The sequence below is a fragment of the Ruminococcus gauvreauii genome, assembly GCF_025151995.1.
Lineage (GTDB): Bacteria > Bacillota > Clostridia > Lachnospirales > Lachnospiraceae > Ruminococcus_G > Ruminococcus_G gauvreauii.
In genome coordinates, this window is the sequence record NZ_CP102290.1 from 2,130,872 (window position 1) to 2,145,634 (window position 14,763).

Here is a 14,763-nt window from a genome sequence, read left to right on the forward strand (position 1 = left end):
TATTATGGAAAAAGGTAGACTTCTGCAAAACGAAAATATAAATAAGGCTATTCAGGTTTCCAAAATCACACTAATCATCAACCTGGGTTTATCGCTACTTAAATTTGCTGCCGGATATATAGGAAAGTCAAGTGCCATGCTGTCGGACGCTGTACATTCGGCTTCTGATGTATTAAGCACAATCGTTGTGATGGTTGGAATTAAAATATCAGAAAAACAGCCTGATAAAGAACATCCTTATGGGCATGAACGTATGGAATGTGTGGCTTCCATTATTCTCTCTGTTGCCTTGGCTATAACGGGTGTTGGAATAGGATATTCAGGGATCAAGAAAATCTTTTCAGGACAGTACAATACGCTTTCTATTCCTAGTGGAATCGCACTTACGGCGGCAGTCTTATCCATTGTTATAAAAGAGTGGATGTACTGGTTTACAAGAAATGCTGCAAAGCATACAAATTCTGATGCGCTTATGGCTGACGCATGGCACCACCGCTCTGATGCACTCTCGTCGGTTGGTTCCTTAATTGGCATTTTAGGAGCGCGTTTAGGCTTTGCTATTCTCGATTCTATTGCAAGCGTTGTGATTTGCGGTTGTATCTTAAAAGCTGCTTTGGACATTTTCAAAGAAAGCATTAACAAAATGGTAGACCATAGTTGTGACAATGTTACTGAAACAAAGATTAGGGAAGTTGTGCTTAAGCAGCAAGGGGTTGATGGCATTGATGAATTAAAAACTCGTATGTTTGGAGCAAAAATGTATGTAGATATTGAAATATTAGCTGATGGTAATTTAGCTCTTTATGATGCTCATGGAATTGCTGAGGCAGTCCATCAAACGATTGAAAACAACTTTCCACAATGTAAACATTGTATGGTACATGTTAATGCGAATGAACTTCTCTATTCTACATAGGACAGGGAAGATGATTTAAGACTATTGAAAGGGAAAGGAGGGAAGTAGGTTATGGAACAATACTGGTGGATTATCATTGTCGTGGTTTTAATTGTCGTTGGTTTACTTAAACTTGTAATTATGAAGAAATATAACCAAAAGAGAAATTCTAACAATCGTTCAAAAGATAGCGAGGACGACAAGATGTATTAAGGTTTATTGAAATTTGTTATGTTGTAGAATGATGTTTTAGATCCTAGAAAGTGCTTTAAGGGGGGTTAACTTTATGGAAATCTTTAAGTACCATTCTATACAATCAAATACAATTTAATAAATCTTTACAAAAAATCGAATGCAATACAGCTTTAAAGGCTCGTACAAATCATATGTTTTGTGTGGGCTTTTTTAATTTAAGAGGTTGTAGATTGTCCTGCCGAATCGTGTAATGAAAATAAGGAGGCGAATGGACATGAAGAAAAAAAAGATTATTTGCATCATGCTGATTTTAATATTTACTAGCGGCATTGTGATAGGCGCCATTCAGTTATATAAGCAGTACCATGAGTATTCTGAAGGCGAGGACTCCTATACTGATTTGGAGGACTATGTGAAGCTGCCGGAGGAACCGGAGGCTCCTTCCGCATCCCCAGTGGATGATGAAACTGAGTCTGGGGGACGGGAGTGGCCGGCTGTAGATTTTGCTTCCCTGCAGGAAATCAATCCGGATATTGTAGGATGGATTTATATTGAAGGGACAGAAATCAATTATCCGGTTGTGCAAGGTAACGATAACCAGTATTACCTGAAGCATTTGTTCAGCGGTGAGTGGAACGGATCTGGCTGCATCTTTCTGGACAGCAGAAACAGAGTGGATTTCTCAGACCGGCACAGCATCATTTATGGACATCATATGAAAAATGGCAGCATGTTTTCCGGGCTTACGGAATATAAGAAGCAGGAGTTTTATGATTCACATTCTGTGGCTTTGCTGCTGACACCGGATAAAAATTATGAGATAGAAATTTTCGCCGGATATGTGGCCAGTGTCCAGGATAAAGCCTGGGAATTGGCTTTCCCCTCAGACCCGGATTTTACAGGGTGGCTGGATAAGGCAAAAGAACGCTCGTGCTTCACCAGCGGAATTACTCCGGCAGTCACAGACCGGATGCTGACGTTATCTACCTGCAGCTACGAGTTTAACAATGCCAGGTTTGTATTGCTTGGCATATTAAAGCCGGAAGAGTAACGGATTCAGAAGAAAATAGAATAATGGATTGAATTGGGGGGATGCTATTACGAAAAAAGGTGCGTTTCCCCGATAATTCGTAATGAAAACTCTCTGCTCCTATATCAAGTGCAGATTACGTTTCATTTCCATAGTGATCTAACCTTACGATTTTTATAGAAGTGGATCTGAATAATTGCGGCAATTTAGCAGCGATGGGCTTACAGGTGGAAAGATGATTCTCAACGACTTGTAAAAGAACGATGGTAAAACGATTTCCAAAGCCTTTCTGCTGACCTAAAATGCGTAAAAACGCAAAAATATCCAGTAGCATCAAATTGTCACCACCACAAACATGTCCGTTTTTACAAGGGGATAGTAGTAGCGTTTCAAATTGATTACTGTCATGGGCTGACCTCCTAAAATGGCGAGAGGGACAAGCAGCTTGCTACTGCCTGTCCCTCTCGGTGATGGAGATTGTTCCCCTCACTTGGTTAGCCTGAAAATCGTGTTTCGTGGGGTCTGTTTTTGAAAAAATCTTGAAACTTTTTTCTGGCCGCCTCCACGGAATCCCTCACGGTGTACTTGGAGCAGCCGTCCAGCCGGGCGATCTGCTCATAGCTCAATCCGTCCAGCGCGTAGAGCAGGAACCGGCGGCGCTGTGTGGCGGTGCAGCTCTCCAACATGGAAAGCAGTTCGTCCAGCGTTTCCCTCCGGCAAACGTATTGCTCTGGCGTTTCTTGGTTGGTGCGGTCCTCGGCGGCGACTATGTACTCGTCAAACTCCCTTATGTCCCAATGCCGCCGCTGCTCATGGGATAGGTTTTCCTCCTTGTGGTCGGCCCGGTCAAGGAACTCATAGACCTCAACGCTGACTTCCACGGACAGGGCTTGTCCGTTTATTTTGATGATGACTTCCATCTGCCTTTCCTCCGTTTCGATTGGGGTTGGTGCGAATCGAAACGGGGGGAGCGGAGAGCGGCAACAGTGCCGAACATCGGGTCAACTTGACCCGAATTTTACCGTCTGAAAAAGAGAGGTTTCCGGCCCTCCTGCGCCGAATTTTTTTATTTTCTTGTAAACTGGAGGCCCGGTAAAAACAAAGGCTCTGAATTTCTGCAAATATCCCCGGCACTCGTCTGCAATCGCAGACGAACCGCAACGGAATAGCTCATGTATTGTCGCATAAAAAAGGGCGCAAGTGATTGGCTTTTCACTTGCGCCGTGGTGGACGTTTTCGCTATTTTATTGTGGCTTGTCGCCCATGTAAGAGGCGCGTCAAAAGGGATATTTGCTCATTGCGACCCTCCACTGGCCGCATAAAAAAGAGGCCTTGATTATTTCAAAGCCACCGAAACTAATAAGGTGCGTGGAAATATAGTTGCTACACGACGGCTTTTTTTCTTTGCCGTCGTGCGGCAACTATTGAAGTTATTTTACATCTTTTATTAATTCTTCTACCGATATACCATATAGCTTTGCTAATGCAAACAAGTTTGAAGTACTTGGGTCTGATGTTCCATTTTCCCATTTTGATACTGCTTGTCTGCTGACCCCTATTGTTTCTGCCACAAACTCTTGTGTCATTTGACAATGGGTTCGGTACGCTTTTAATGTTTCTCCGAGAGATTGACTCACGGCAGCTTTCTCTTTACGAACATTACTCGATTTTAGATATTTCAGGAAAGCACGAACAATGAGAACAAACAAAGTAACAAACACGCCGATAAAGATTACACCAACCAAAATAGACGTTATAGAAGATTTCATATGGGTACGCCTCCTTTCTTCTTTGTTATGGCTTTATTTTATCAAAATTGTCGTGTTGCAGCTACCAACTATTACGCAATTATAGGTTGCATTCGTGTTGCGGCATATTTTTACTCAAATAACAGCGCTTCGGGCTGATAGAATGCCTTTTTGTGGTTCTTTCCTCTGCAGGCTGCTAGTGAGGGCATACACACCATTGGCCATGTCCTCGGCTCGTAAAGCTGCTTTCTTGGCCTCCATCTGCCGCCGCTTCTCGGTCTTTATCCTGTCCTCATACTCGCGTTGTTTTCCATTAGCTTTGCGGCGTAGATAGTTCTGGTGCAGTCTGTTCTTGCGTTCCTCTTTCTTCCGTAGGGCCTCCTGTTCCTCTGGGGTGAGGTTTACTTCTCCGAAGTGGGGAGGCACATATCGGCCCACAAAGTTAAAATAGATTTCAACCTCCTGCGTGGTTTCAATGCTGCCCTTGCGGGCGCGTTCATGCACAAGGATTTTCTCGACAAACTCGTTTAATGGCTTAATCGCTCGTACAATGGGGTGATTTTCTCGTTTCTCATATTCGCGTCATCCTTGCATGAAAAATGCTCTAAGTGTTTTCAGTAACCATGAGAAAAACCATGATTAAGAAGTCACTTAGAGCATATATCACCACTTGAAAATCTGAAATAGATATGTTATACTACCTACATCAGTATCAGTAATTGCTTTCGAGCGATTAGAGTTTTTCCGGTTGCACAGTGTCTGAGAGTATATACTTTCAGGCACTTTTTTTGTTTCTTCTGCTTCTTTTCCAAGAAGCACAGAATGGGGAGTCCGGAGGCACAAGCCCTCCGCCCATCTGCTACAATTTCATATCAGGCCCTCGGGCAATAAAGGCACTCAGAGAATTTCGGTTCTTTGGGTGCTTTTTTTATATAGATCGGAGCTTTTACGGCTCCCCTAATCTTTGTTCCGGGGAGCCTTTCGGCATACCCGTGTATATAGATAAAACCACGCAGGAATGCAGAAAGGAAATGCCTATGATTCTTTATTTGGATGCCAGAACTACCGTCAAGGATCTGATAATTGATTATATTGAGGTGGAATTGGCAAACGGAGAAACCGCCTCTCTTAATTGGGATGAAAGTGATATTGGGCGGGCTGACGACGGTTTCAGTGCCCGATACAAAGGGGTGTATTTTGGAGAGGTCTATGCCAATGGCAGACTGGAGCAGCTGCAGGATATGAAAATAACCGATATCGGTTTGTATTCTGAAAGCGATACTCCTCTCAATATCTGTATCACTTCGATGGAATTTGAAGACGATGGCAGGCTATTGGCGTTTGAAGCTCCGATTTTACATGGAAACATTGTTTATCAGAACGAAAGTGGTGAGGTGATCGCATGTTGAAAAGCGGAAAATATATCGCCGAACACGATAACGGAATATTTGACCGATACCGGATTGTTATGTCAGTAAAGGAAACGGAGAAGTCATATATTTTTGAATTGCTTGAGTATGTAAGCCGGTATAGTTCGGCACAGATGGACATGCTGTTCGACAAGAGTAAGCGGGTCCTGATTTCAAAATTCAAGGGCGGCCATGCAATGCGTATATGGAGTGACCATGACTTTACACTGTATCCATATCAAGCCGGGATTCCGTTTCATTTTGAACGGGTCAGTGAAGGCGGCAGTGCGGAAGGAAGTGGCGTCTATGGGTAAGAAAAAAACGTACAGAGGCGAGCTGGTTGATGAAATCAGAGGTCTGGGGCAGTCACAAGGGCTGAATCATGTCTTCACTACTTTTTTGGAGATTTCAGCAACCTGTATCTCTGCAGAGATGGATCCGTCAAACGCAGAAGAACGCGAGAAGCGGTATGAGGAAATGACATCTGCTATGGATCCTAAAACCCTCAACGGCTATGCGCATATGCTCGCTCTGCTGGCTCTTGCTATTCATGAGCATGAGGAGGATCCCTGCGATATTCTTGGCAGTATCTATCATGAGCTTCGCTTAAATAACGAGTGGAACGGACAGTATTTCACTCCCGATAATATTTGCCGGATGATGGCGCGGCTTGTAAACCCAGTGGATGAGCGCTCTGAAACGGAAGCCCCTATCATGATCAACGAGCCTACTTGCGGTTCGGGTACGATGGTGATTGGTGCAGTATGGGCCATGAAGCAGAAAGATTTCGATTTTCGGCACAAGAGTTTTTTTGTTGCCCAGGATATTGACATCCGCTGTGTGTGGATGGCATATATCCAGCTCAGTCTGTATGGAATTCCGGCGGTGGTCATTCATGGCGACACCTTAGCAATGAAAGAATGGTCCCGATGGTACACTCCGTTGGCGTCTGTTCCTTTCATAAAAAGGGAATGCGCTGTCAATAGCACAGAGAAAGGGGCGGCGACAAGTGGATAGTACAGAAAAATCTTTGGACGATTTGACCTTTGCTGATCTGCGAGTCCATTACGGAACCGGACGTGCTTTTCTGATCAGACAGGAGTATAGAAGGAATGTTTACGGCTACCGAAAAGGCGTTAAGACAGATCTGGGAGACCTGGAGGAAAAAGATTGGATACAGCTGGCCACGGGTTTGATTCAAAAAAGCGGAGAGCAACAGCTGCAGAAAAATCTGTTGGAATGGGAGCAGGAGCATAATTATTGCAATAGTTCCCTCAAAGAGATGGAGGTGACTGCACTGGAACTTCACATGGCCAGAATTTTTGATGATCCGCTCTGGGTGGCCTATATCCCTTTCAACCGCAAGTATCGGCCGGAGGTTCTGGAATCTGCCAGACTGGTATGGGTTCAAACAGAATGCTGCGGGATACCCGGGCAAATTACACAGGAGCAGCTGGATCAGTCTGCCGGAAACGCTTTAGGGATTACATGCCCGATATGCGGCCGGTGTTCCCCGTTTCAGGTCTGCACGCCCAAGGAGGTGAGCGGAAATGGATAAGCTGTTTATCATTGTAAAAGGCGGAAGGGTGGAAGAAATCTACAGCACAAAAACAGAAACTGAGTTGTATGCGGAAATTCTTGATTTTGACTCAATGGAACGGACGGAAGAGATGGAAAAAGATCTTCAGTTCCGGTATGAGGCGATTCGGGAATTGATGTACAGAATTGACTGAAAGGAGAATGCACATGGGTGCGAAATATAAAACAAACCATGAGCGTATGCTTGAGCTGATCGAGCAACTCACAAAGGCAGATATTGCCTATTATCGGGATGATAATCCCATTATGACAGACCGGGATTACGATATCCTGATGGACGAATTGAAAGACATTGAGAGCCGAATCGGGTTGGTTCTTTCCGGTTCCCCGACTCAAAAGGTGTCTGGAGAAATATTGGAAAGCCTGGCCGAGGTACGCCACAGTAAACCTATGCTTTCAGCGGATAAAACAAAATCTGTTGAGGATCTGGTGAAGTTTGCTGCCAAGCAGCCGGTGCTGATAAGCTGGAAAATGGACGGTCTGACGCTGGTACTCCGTTATGAGAACGGCCAGCTGGTTCAGGCGATCACCCGCGGGCGTGAAGGGACCATTGGTGAGGATGTGACACATACTGTGCGCACTTTTCTTAATGTGCCGCTTACCATTCCTACGAAAGATTCGTTTGAAGTCCGAGGTGAGGGCGTCATCTCATGGGCAAACTTTGAGAAAATCAATTCCGGTCTGGAGGAGCCCTATACCCATCCCAGGAACCTGGCATCCGGCAGCACGCGTAAGCTCGACGCCGGCGAAGCCAAAAAGCGATTGCTTGAGTTTTGGGCGTTTGAGCTTGTGAGCGATTATCTGGAGTCGGAGAGTAAGCTTGCCCAGCAGCAGTTTTTGGCACATAACGGTTTTTCTGTTGTGCCCTACATCTATCTGGATGCGGTTCACGATGAAACAATGGTGCGTGATGCAATTTCTGCTATGGATCCGAAGAAGTTCCCTTACCCGGTAGACGGAATTATCATGGAATATGATGATGTTGCCTACGGAAAAGGTCTGGGAGCCACAGGGCATCATGAAAACCGTTTGATTGCATTGAAGTGGGAAGATGAACTGTATGAAACCACATTCATTGGCTTGGATGTGGCAGTCACTCGCACTGGAATGGTCAGTCTGACAGGCATCTTTGAGCCGGTGTCTATTGACGGCACTCAAGTAAGCCGGGCGTATCTGCATAACTATGAGAATTATCTGGACCTTGCATTGGGGCGTGGTGATAAAATCCGCGTGTATAAGGCGAACATGATCATTCCGCAGATTGCAGAGAACCTCAATAAGACCGGAACCTGCTGTGTTCCGCTCAATTGTCCCTGCTGTGGCAAGATGCTGAGTTTCCGGAAAAGCAGCGGCGGTATTCGCCAGCTGTTCTGTGAAAATCCGCATTGTTCTGCCAAACTGGTGCGAAAATTTGTCCACTTTTGTGAGAAAACGAGGATGAATATCGAGGGACTGTCGGAAAAAACTCTGGAGCAGTTTGTAAGTCATGGCTGGATTCGGACGTTTGCAGATCTTTATGCGCTGGATCAACACCGTGATGAGATCGTGCAGACGGAAGGCTTCGGGGAGAAATCCTTTGAGCGCCTGCAGGCGTCCATCGAAAAGAGCCGCCACTGCACGCTGGCGAAGTTCATTGCCGGTCTGGGGATCCCCATGGTCGGCAGACATGCCGGGCGTGACCTGGACAGGCATTTCCACGGCTCGTGGGAAGCGTTTGAACAGGCGATTCAGGACGGCTTCGACTTTACGCAGCTACCGGATTTCGGCGAGACGATGCACAACAACATTTATACATGGTATGCGGATACAGAGGAAGAAAAACTCTGGCGCCCGCTGCTTGAAAAAATTGAATTTGAAAAGGAGAATTTTGATATGAATACAAATACAGCAAATCCCTTCTACGGCAAGACCGTAGTGGCAACCGGCAAACTGGAGAATTACACCCGTGACGGCATCCAGATGAAGCTGATGCAGCTGGGGGCAAAACCGGCAAGTTCGGTAACGAAAAAGACCGATTATCTGATTGTTGGTGAAAAGGCCGGCAGTAAGCTTACGAAAGCGCAGCAGCTCGGTATCAGAACACTGACGGAGGAAGAATTTGAAGCAATGCTGGCGTAAATTCGCCGGAATAACAGTGGCGGGGCAGATTTTCTGCTCCGCTTTTCACTTTTTCATAGAAAGGAAAAGAGGATGAATCCAAAATATCGCTGTCCTGCTTGCGGAGCAGAAAGCTTTGAGGTGACAGCTCATGTCACGCAGGACTGGAAGATCGACTGTAACGGAACCTTTCTGGAATCTCTAAATGAGTGCGTCGAGGTTACGCATTATCCTGATGAGAATGACATTTGGGATTGTGCCAATTGTGGCTTCAGCGCAGCGGGATGTGAGTTCCGAAATCAGTCTGAGGAGCAGAAAGGAGACAAAGAATATGAACCAACAAAAAAAGAATCTTGAAATCACTGGCAGGCTTATCTGTCCACTGTCTGTTGGAACTGCAGCTTTTATCGCAGAAAATGGTGGGATACGCAGGACAAGTAATGTTCTTCGGATGGAGAGGATTTCTCCTGATGAGATCCGTTTTGAGACCTGTAATACCAACTACCGCCTGCATCTTATCCGGCAGGAGGTGACGGCATGAGCAGTGAAATTTTTTATGACAAGGCATTCATCCTTGTCGGGGAGAAATATATCCCCGTTGTAAATCATGGCTCGTCAAACTGCTTTGACTTTGATAGTCGGGGTCGTGAGATCCCGGAAAAGCATTGGTCGGTTCTGAACTACCCTCATACCGGGAGGATGCTGTTTACTGCAGAAGAAATGCAGGAGATAGCAGCCGTCCATGAGGAAGCCAATAGGAATAACCGGGGCGGGACACGCAAAAGCCGAAATCGGTCTTTTGAAGAAGGCGAGTTTGGGCGCTGGATCCTGGCAGGGATGAAATCGGCACATACCGTGGAGGACTACAGAAAACACGGGAATACCGTGACAGTGATTGATTATGACCATGACTATTGGCAAAGGCACTGTGTGTCTACGACAGAGGAATTGCTGGATAAGATCAAGGAGCTTTCAGGCCACAGCATTACAGTATCTTTCTGGGACGACCGCCATGTTACCCATCCGCCCATGCGGCGCAAGGGAACGCCCTTTGATTTCGGCACACTGCCGGAGTTTTATGTGCTGCGGGCAGCGCAGGGGTATTTTGTGAAGCGGAGCAGCCGAAAGATCTGGTTTGCAAGGTTTCAAAAGCCGAAATCACAGATGATTCGGAAGTTCAAGACCGAAAAGGCGGCACAGGACTATTTGGACAGCAATCAAAAATTCTTTTCAGGATACGCATTTGAAATCGAATGCGTACAGAACGGTGGTGTCACAGCATGAGGGAGTCAAGGCCAGACCGCTTCCGCCGTGTGGCAGAAGCCCGGGTCAACAAGATTATCAAAATGGTAAGACTGCTTGGAAATTGTTCCAATCTTGCCGTATATGCTTTTACGCAAGAGCAGGTACAGCAGATTTTTGCTACATTGCGGGATGAATTGGACAGAGCGCAGAAGCGATATACCCAGTCTTACAAGAAAAGGTTTTCGCTGTCGGACGAACAGTATGCTTCCCTGCCGAAATATCCGACCATCGTACTGCCTCTGCCGGATGGAAGCAGTCTTAGGGCAGTTGCAATCGACGATGAGAATTTTCCTGCAATCAATGTTTACTGGGATACAGAAAAGCCGGAGATTGATGGGCCAATCTGTTTTGCAGAATACAATCCTGAACGCGGTCCCTGCCACGAGGTCTGCATTGGAGCTTACCAGTCTGACAAGGAAGACACAGTTTATTACAAGCCATATATGGCAGAAAGGGAATCAAATGAGTAATTACATATACTGCCGCACACTCAAACTGGACTGGAAAGAAGTGTCCAGACTGATCGCAGAATGTGCAGGCAAAATTTTAAACAGAACGATTCATGGCACAGCGGGTTATGAGGATGATCATTACTGGGGCTTTCAGGCGACCACTGGTCGTTTTACCATTGCCGAAATAGACAAGCTTATCCGGTTTGTTAATGGGGATGAGGAGATGCAGCAAGAAGCAATTCCTCAGGATTCAGACAAATCAGCCGCAATCGGAGAGCGTTTGTCCCGTGCTCTGTTGGAAAAAGCTTTAAGACTGTCATGGTGCCATGAGAGTACCACGGAATTGGCTCTTTGGCTGGTCAACGTCCGGGAAAAACGGCCGGCAGTCTATAAACGGATTGTTGAGATCAGCCCGCATGATATTTGCTTGGATAATCTTAGGAGCAAAAGTGAATTGATTGCTTATCTCCACGAAAACGGTCCAACACATTCCACGCTGATGGATTTCTGCGCGGATTACAGGGAGCGGTATCACAACGAACTCTGCTGGAACTATCCAATCTCTGATGGGCTGCATCTTGGCACGTTTTTCGTTCTCGTAAAGGAGGGCGTTCTGGCTCTTCCTTATGACGATGCGGATAAGGTGGACTATGAGCTGCTTTGTCTGGATGATGCCAAAATGTGTGACAGAGAATCTATGGAGAATCTCATAACGGAGTGGGATAGCTTCGACCGGGATTTACGCTCCGCCATGCAGGGCATGAGGGCGTTTTACCGCAGAGAGGAGGAGCAACATGAATCAGAAAATTGACTGGCTCATCCATCTGGTGGCCAACGGCGCCTGTGATGAATGTGGTGAGGTAGAAACAGACTTTTTGCCCTATATGTGCAATGCTCACACCCACGGGCTGGAACGCTATGGGCACTTGGATTTCCAAATGGTACTTTTTTTGCCGACGGAGGAGATTGGACGAATCCTCAATACTTTGGGGCTAAGAGTTCAGTCTGGAGAACGCTTCCGGTCTGGAGATATGGTTTCCGGAATTTATGAAGACTGCGATGTGCGCTTGGATGAGTATGATGAAACCGGGCGCAAGGTCTTGCGGGTCATCATACCGGATGCGAACAATATCTTCCCAGGGGAAGGAGATTGTATGCTCCCATACTGTCTGCAGCTCTTGAAGACAGATGAGCTCTGCGTAGAAAGGGGGATACCATCATGAAAATCACGTTGTATCAAATCATCCCGGAACCGGAAAACAGATACTTGATATTCAGCGATTTGAGAAGCATCCGGGCGGCAAGCGGCGGACATGTTCCGGCTGAGATTTACGAAGCAGTATTCAGCGGGGATCTGGACATCGCCGTGCCCCGGAATGCCAAAAACAAAATGGATCAAGAACTTGCCGAACTGGAAGCGGTATATGTACGTTTTAACGTATCGCATCCGGAAGGCTTCCGTGGACGGTCCATGACCATGTCGGATGTAGTCGAGGTCATCCGTTCCGAAAAGGAAAGCAGGTTTTTCTTCTGCGACCGGTTCGGATTTGAGGAGATTGCGTTTGAAAAGGAAAAAGCTGATTTTGGGCGCCTGTAGGGCGCAGAAAGGATACAATCATGAAGAAACTGATATTGAACTATAAAGGGCGCGACAGCTGGGACAGACCGGTTTATGAATCGGAAGGCCGACTGTATGTGGATGTGGATCCACGCAAAGGCTGGAAACCGAATATCTGTACGAAGTACAATAATGAGTTTGATGGAGAGCCGGATACGCCGATTGCCGAAGATACCGTTGTGGAGTTTGTTCCGTGTCGGGATATCTGGTAAGCGAGGAGGACGTATGAAAGAATTCATGACAAAAATGGTTCCTGTCAATCTGTCAGACCGATTTCCATTCAAATGCAGGATGTGCGGCGCTTGCTGCCGGCATGTCAGGGAAAGTGTGCCGCTGGAGAGTCTGGATGCTTTTCGGCTTGCCAAACATCTGAGGGACAAAGGTGAAAATGTGAGCTGTGTGGAAGATGTGCTTGCTGCCTACGCAGAGCCTGTCTTACTTAGTGAAAACGGGTATACGGTATTTATGCTGAAAACGGTTGGAGCGGATGAAGCGTGCATTTTTCTGAAAGATAATCGGTGTACGATTCATTCTGTTCATCCGCGGGCGTGCCGTACATATCCCATTGCTGTCGGACCATATGAACTTGGCGGGTATGAACAGTATCTCAGTATGGAGCAGCCACATCACTATTCGGGTCCACAGATGTCTGTGAAAAAATGGATTCAAAAACGCTGTAGTAAACAGGATTTTGAATTTTTGAACACGGATATTGGTTCAGCACAGGAGATAGAAAAATTATTGAAGAAGATTCCTGAGCATAACCGGACAAGGGCCGTGATGATGTTCCTTTTCTACAAGTACTCGGATTACGATCTGGATAAGTCTTTCCTTCCACAGTTTAAAAGCAATAACGATAAGCTGCTGGAGGTTCTGCGCAAAATGGCGGATGACAAAGATAACTAAATTTTCAAGTCAGTATGACACAACAACAAGGCGTCGAAATTCGGCGCCTTAATTATTTTTAGGAGGAAATACCATGGATGAAAGATTAAAAAATATCGTAGACAATTTTGAGGCAATGAAAATCGGTGTGGATGAGCCGTTTCCATTTCATTGCACCATGTGCGGCAAATGCTGCATCAATCGGGAGGATATCCTTTTGACGCCGCGAGATATCTATAACATGGCAAAGGAGCTTGGGATAACGACTAAAGAGCTGTTTGAAACCTATTGTGAGACTTATATTGGCTGCGACTCCCGTGTGCCTATAGTCAGATTGAAGCCTCGTGGCTCCATAAAAAGATGCCCGTTGATGAAAGACAGAAAATGCTCTGTCCATAAGGCAAAACCGGCGGTATGCGCTCTGTTTCCGATAGGAAGATGCCTGATGTTTGAAAAGGATTCAAATCCTTCAGAGAAAATTTCAGCAAGCCAGATACAGTATATTTTTACCAATCCTGGGTGCGGTGATAATGCTGAAACCCATACGGTGCGGGAATGGCTTGGAGAGTTTGGAATGTCACTGGAGGATGAGTTTTTTGTCAAGTGGCAGCAGGCAATCATGGAATTCGGGCAGTTTTTCCGTGAAGCGGAAAAGACGGCCAGTGAGCGTATCATGGAGCTGTCATGGACAGCGGCTTTTGTCGGCTTATATCTGCATTATGAAACTGATCAGGAATTTCTGCCGCAGTTTGAAAAGAATGTCCGGGAAATCACTGCACTGCTGCAGATGGCGCCCATAAAGGAAGGCGGTAGAGCAAATGAATGAGGATCGTAACCAGCATCAGGTTATCCGAAAGGATGCTCGCAACTGCTTTGTGGAGAGCTTAAATGATGCTTTTGAGATTGGGAGGATCCATCTTGCTTTTGCGACCTACGATTTGAGCCGTCCGATTGGACAACGGCAGACAAACAACATCCATATTTACATTGCGGTGGACGAGTTTCTGGAATTATGCCGCAAGCTGGAAGGTGGGGAACTTCGTTATCTGCTAAAGAATAAGAAGACAAGCGGGGATAAAACACCGCTTTATCAGTGCCTGGGTGGTACTTCTGCCGAAAAGCTTGCAAAATACGGGCGTTCTCGGGCAGATGGAAAAAGCCTGTCCAGAACAGCACAGCTATTGGCAGGAAGCAAATCGGATTTCCTGTTTGTAGCGGATAGCGGACCTGGTGAAACAGATCAGAAAGGTTTAATCGTTCCCAAGTTCGGAAGTAAGCCGGAAAATCATGTGGCAGTCAGTATGACATTTGAAACATTCAGTGAACTGTTGCTTACGACAAGGCTGCACTATTCAGCATGGCTGGGTGCATGGTATGCAAACCAATATCATCCGGGCAACCAGCGAACAGCACAGGCACAGGAAAACCCACAGTATCAGGAGAAGCAGGGAGAAGCAGAATACGCTTCTGATCCAATGTTCTAAAGTAGAATGAAAAAGCGGTGCAGTCTGATGATTGCACCGTTTTTTG

General features: G+C 46.1%; 21 protein-coding genes and 1 pseudogene. 19 read left to right on the plus strand and 3 right to left on the minus strand.

What is annotated here, in order from left to right:
- The first annotated feature begins 4 nt into the window (after positions 1–4).
- A complete protein-coding gene (locus NQ502_RS10275; RefSeq protein WP_023042313.1) occupies positions 5–916 on the plus strand; it encodes a cation diffusion facilitator family transporter in 912 nt (303 codons plus the stop codon).
- A gap of 448 nt (positions 917–1,364) precedes the next feature.
- Positions 1,365–2,141 carry a class B sortase gene (gene srtB / locus NQ502_RS10280; protein ID WP_023042314.1) on the plus strand — a complete coding sequence of 259 codons (777 nt, stop codon included), beginning with the start codon at positions 1,365–1,367 and terminating at the stop codon, positions 2,139–2,141.
- A gap of 473 nt (positions 2,142–2,614) precedes the next feature.
- On the opposite strand, the gene NQ502_RS10285 is transcribed toward srtB, so the two are convergent.
- The 3 genes and pseudogenes from NQ502_RS10285 to NQ502_RS10295 all read right to left on the minus strand — a co-directional run.
- Entirely contained in the window at positions 2,615–3,040 is a 426-nt protein-coding gene (locus NQ502_RS10285; RefSeq protein ID WP_023042315.1) for an RNA polymerase sigma factor, read from the minus strand.
- A 510-nt stretch (positions 3,041–3,550) separates the two neighbouring features.
- Positions 3,551–3,889: a helix-turn-helix transcriptional regulator gene (locus NQ502_RS10290; RefSeq protein WP_023042316.1), complete on the minus strand. Its 339-nt coding sequence runs from the start codon at positions 3,887–3,889 to the stop codon at positions 3,551–3,553.
- 114 nt (positions 3,890–4,003) lie between these two features.
- Positions 4,004–4,399, minus strand: a pseudogene (locus NQ502_RS10295) (DUF4368 domain-containing protein); the annotation flags it as partial.
- A gap of 506 nt (positions 4,400–4,905) precedes the next feature.
- On the opposite strand from NQ502_RS10295, the gene NQ502_RS10300 reads away from it, so the two are divergent.
- The 17 genes from NQ502_RS10300 (at position 4,906) to NQ502_RS10380 (ending at position 14,717) form a co-directional block, all read left to right on the plus strand.
- Positions 4,906–5,277, plus strand: coding sequence for a hypothetical protein (locus NQ502_RS10300; protein ID WP_023042317.1), 372 nt, complete (start codon positions 4,906–4,908; stop codon positions 5,275–5,277).
- Positions 5,271–5,591: a hypothetical protein gene (locus NQ502_RS10305; RefSeq protein ID WP_023042318.1), complete on the plus strand. Its 321-nt coding sequence runs from the start codon at positions 5,271–5,273 to the stop codon at positions 5,589–5,591. Before NQ502_RS10300 ends, NQ502_RS10305 begins: the two co-directional genes overlap by 7 nt.
- Positions 5,584–6,294 carry an N-6 DNA methylase gene (locus tag NQ502_RS10310; protein ID WP_023042319.1) on the plus strand — a complete coding sequence of 237 codons (711 nt, stop codon included), beginning with the start codon at positions 5,584–5,586 and terminating at the stop codon, positions 6,292–6,294. Before NQ502_RS10305 ends, NQ502_RS10310 begins: the two co-directional genes overlap by 8 nt.
- Positions 6,287–6,835: a hypothetical protein gene (locus NQ502_RS10315; protein ID WP_023042320.1), complete on the plus strand. Its 549-nt coding sequence runs from the start codon at positions 6,287–6,289 to the stop codon at positions 6,833–6,835. The genes NQ502_RS10310 and NQ502_RS10315 overlap by 8 nt, the downstream gene beginning before the upstream one ends.
- A complete protein-coding gene (locus NQ502_RS10320) occupies positions 6,828–7,010 on the plus strand; it encodes a hypothetical protein (protein ID WP_016295788.1) in 183 nt (60 codons plus the stop codon). The genes NQ502_RS10315 and NQ502_RS10320 overlap by 8 nt, the downstream gene beginning before the upstream one ends.
- A gap of 13 nt (positions 7,011–7,023) precedes the next feature.
- Positions 7,024–8,994 carry an NAD-dependent DNA ligase LigA gene (ligA, locus tag NQ502_RS10325; protein WP_023042321.1) on the plus strand — a complete coding sequence of 657 codons (1,971 nt, stop codon included), beginning with the start codon at positions 7,024–7,026 and terminating at the stop codon, positions 8,992–8,994.
- 72 nt (positions 8,995–9,066) lie between these two features.
- Positions 9,067–9,330 (plus strand): DUF2225 domain-containing protein, encoded by a 264-nt coding sequence (locus tag NQ502_RS10330; RefSeq protein ID WP_016295790.1) that lies wholly within the window; start codon positions 9,067–9,069, stop codon positions 9,328–9,330.
- The gene (locus NQ502_RS10335) at positions 9,305–9,514 is read left to right on the plus strand and encodes a hypothetical protein (RefSeq protein WP_016295791.1); all 210 of its coding nucleotides are present in this window, start codon (positions 9,305–9,307) and stop codon (positions 9,512–9,514) included. Before NQ502_RS10330 ends, NQ502_RS10335 begins: the two co-directional genes overlap by 26 nt.
- Entirely contained in the window at positions 9,511–10,257 is a 747-nt protein-coding gene (locus NQ502_RS10340) for a hypothetical protein (protein ID WP_023042322.1), read from the plus strand. The genes NQ502_RS10335 and NQ502_RS10340 overlap by 4 nt, the downstream gene beginning before the upstream one ends.
- Complete coding sequence (locus NQ502_RS10345) at positions 10,254–10,748, plus strand: hypothetical protein (RefSeq protein ID WP_023042323.1); 495 nt, start codon at positions 10,254–10,256, stop codon at positions 10,746–10,748. Before NQ502_RS10340 ends, NQ502_RS10345 begins: the two co-directional genes overlap by 4 nt.
- A complete protein-coding gene (locus tag NQ502_RS10350; RefSeq protein ID WP_028529320.1) occupies positions 10,741–11,541 on the plus strand; it encodes a hypothetical protein in 801 nt (266 codons plus the stop codon). The genes NQ502_RS10345 and NQ502_RS10350 overlap by 8 nt, the downstream gene beginning before the upstream one ends.
- Positions 11,525–11,953, plus strand: a complete 429-nt coding sequence (locus NQ502_RS10355; protein ID WP_023042325.1) for a DUF4262 domain-containing protein — start codon at positions 11,525–11,527, stop codon at positions 11,951–11,953. The genes NQ502_RS10350 and NQ502_RS10355 overlap by 17 nt, the downstream gene beginning before the upstream one ends.
- Complete coding sequence (locus NQ502_RS10360; RefSeq protein ID WP_023042326.1) at positions 11,950–12,327, plus strand: YodL domain-containing protein; 378 nt, start codon at positions 11,950–11,952, stop codon at positions 12,325–12,327. The genes NQ502_RS10355 and NQ502_RS10360 overlap by 4 nt, the downstream gene beginning before the upstream one ends.
- A gap of 20 nt (positions 12,328–12,347) precedes the next feature.
- Positions 12,348–12,560 (plus strand): hypothetical protein, encoded by a 213-nt coding sequence (locus NQ502_RS10365; protein WP_016295797.1) that lies wholly within the window; start codon positions 12,348–12,350, stop codon positions 12,558–12,560.
- Between the two features lie 13 nt (positions 12,561–12,573).
- Positions 12,574–13,254: a YkgJ family cysteine cluster protein gene (locus NQ502_RS10370; protein ID WP_023042327.1), complete on the plus strand. Its 681-nt coding sequence runs from the start codon at positions 12,574–12,576 to the stop codon at positions 13,252–13,254.
- A 73-nt stretch (positions 13,255–13,327) separates the two neighbouring features.
- Entirely contained in the window at positions 13,328–14,059 is a 732-nt protein-coding gene (locus NQ502_RS10375) for a YkgJ family cysteine cluster protein (RefSeq protein WP_023042328.1), read from the plus strand.
- Positions 14,052–14,717 (plus strand): hypothetical protein, encoded by a 666-nt coding sequence (locus tag NQ502_RS10380; RefSeq protein ID WP_023042329.1) that lies wholly within the window; start codon positions 14,052–14,054, stop codon positions 14,715–14,717. The genes NQ502_RS10375 and NQ502_RS10380 overlap by 8 nt, the downstream gene beginning before the upstream one ends.
- Positions 14,718–14,763: the final 46 nt, after the last annotated feature.

What these genes read in the sequence shown, in the direction of transcription:
- NQ502_RS10305 (WP_023042318.1), top strand. Translation starts at nt 5,271, where the DNA reads ATGTTGAAAAGCGGAAAATATATCGCCGAACACGATAACGGAATATTT.
- NQ502_RS10290 (WP_023042316.1), bottom strand. Translation starts at nt 3,889, where the DNA reads ATGAAATCTTCTATAACGTCTATTTTGGTTGGTGTAATCTTTATCGGC.
- NQ502_RS10345 (WP_023042323.1), top strand. Translation starts at nt 10,254, where the DNA reads ATGAGGGAGTCAAGGCCAGACCGCTTCCGCCGTGTGGCAGAAGCCCGG.
- NQ502_RS10375 (WP_023042328.1), top strand. Translation starts at nt 13,328, where the DNA reads ATGGATGAAAGATTAAAAAATATCGTAGACAATTTTGAGGCAATGAAA.
- NQ502_RS10360 (WP_023042326.1), top strand. Translation starts at nt 11,950, where the DNA reads ATGAAAATCACGTTGTATCAAATCATCCCGGAACCGGAAAACAGATAC.
- NQ502_RS10310 (WP_023042319.1), top strand. Translation starts at nt 5,584, where the DNA reads ATGGGTAAGAAAAAAACGTACAGAGGCGAGCTGGTTGATGAAATCAGA.
- NQ502_RS10320 (WP_016295788.1), top strand. Translation starts at nt 6,828, where the DNA reads ATGGATAAGCTGTTTATCATTGTAAAAGGCGGAAGGGTGGAAGAAATC.
- NQ502_RS10335 (WP_016295791.1), top strand. Translation starts at nt 9,305, where the DNA reads ATGAACCAACAAAAAAAGAATCTTGAAATCACTGGCAGGCTTATCTGT.
- NQ502_RS10340 (WP_023042322.1), top strand. Translation starts at nt 9,511, where the DNA reads ATGAGCAGTGAAATTTTTTATGACAAGGCATTCATCCTTGTCGGGGAG.
- ligA (WP_023042321.1), top strand. Translation starts at nt 7,024, where the DNA reads ATGGGTGCGAAATATAAAACAAACCATGAGCGTATGCTTGAGCTGATC.
- NQ502_RS10275 (WP_023042313.1), top strand. Translation starts at nt 5, where the DNA reads ATGGAAAAAGGTAGACTTCTGCAAAACGAAAATATAAATAAGGCTATT.
- NQ502_RS10365 (WP_016295797.1), top strand. Translation starts at nt 12,348, where the DNA reads ATGAAGAAACTGATATTGAACTATAAAGGGCGCGACAGCTGGGACAGA.
- NQ502_RS10380 (WP_023042329.1), top strand. Translation starts at nt 14,052, where the DNA reads ATGAATGAGGATCGTAACCAGCATCAGGTTATCCGAAAGGATGCTCGC.
- NQ502_RS10285 (WP_023042315.1), bottom strand. Translation starts at nt 3,040, where the DNA reads ATGGAAGTCATCATCAAAATAAACGGACAAGCCCTGTCCGTGGAAGTC.
- NQ502_RS10355 (WP_023042325.1), top strand. Translation starts at nt 11,525, where the DNA reads ATGAATCAGAAAATTGACTGGCTCATCCATCTGGTGGCCAACGGCGCC.
- NQ502_RS10370 (WP_023042327.1), top strand. Translation starts at nt 12,574, where the DNA reads ATGAAAGAATTCATGACAAAAATGGTTCCTGTCAATCTGTCAGACCGA.
- srtB (WP_023042314.1), top strand. Translation starts at nt 1,365, where the DNA reads ATGAAGAAAAAAAAGATTATTTGCATCATGCTGATTTTAATATTTACT.
- NQ502_RS10300 (WP_023042317.1), top strand. Translation starts at nt 4,906, where the DNA reads ATGATTCTTTATTTGGATGCCAGAACTACCGTCAAGGATCTGATAATT.
- NQ502_RS10350 (WP_028529320.1), top strand. Translation starts at nt 10,741, where the DNA reads ATGAGTAATTACATATACTGCCGCACACTCAAACTGGACTGGAAAGAA.
- NQ502_RS10330 (WP_016295790.1), top strand. Translation starts at nt 9,067, where the DNA reads ATGAATCCAAAATATCGCTGTCCTGCTTGCGGAGCAGAAAGCTTTGAG.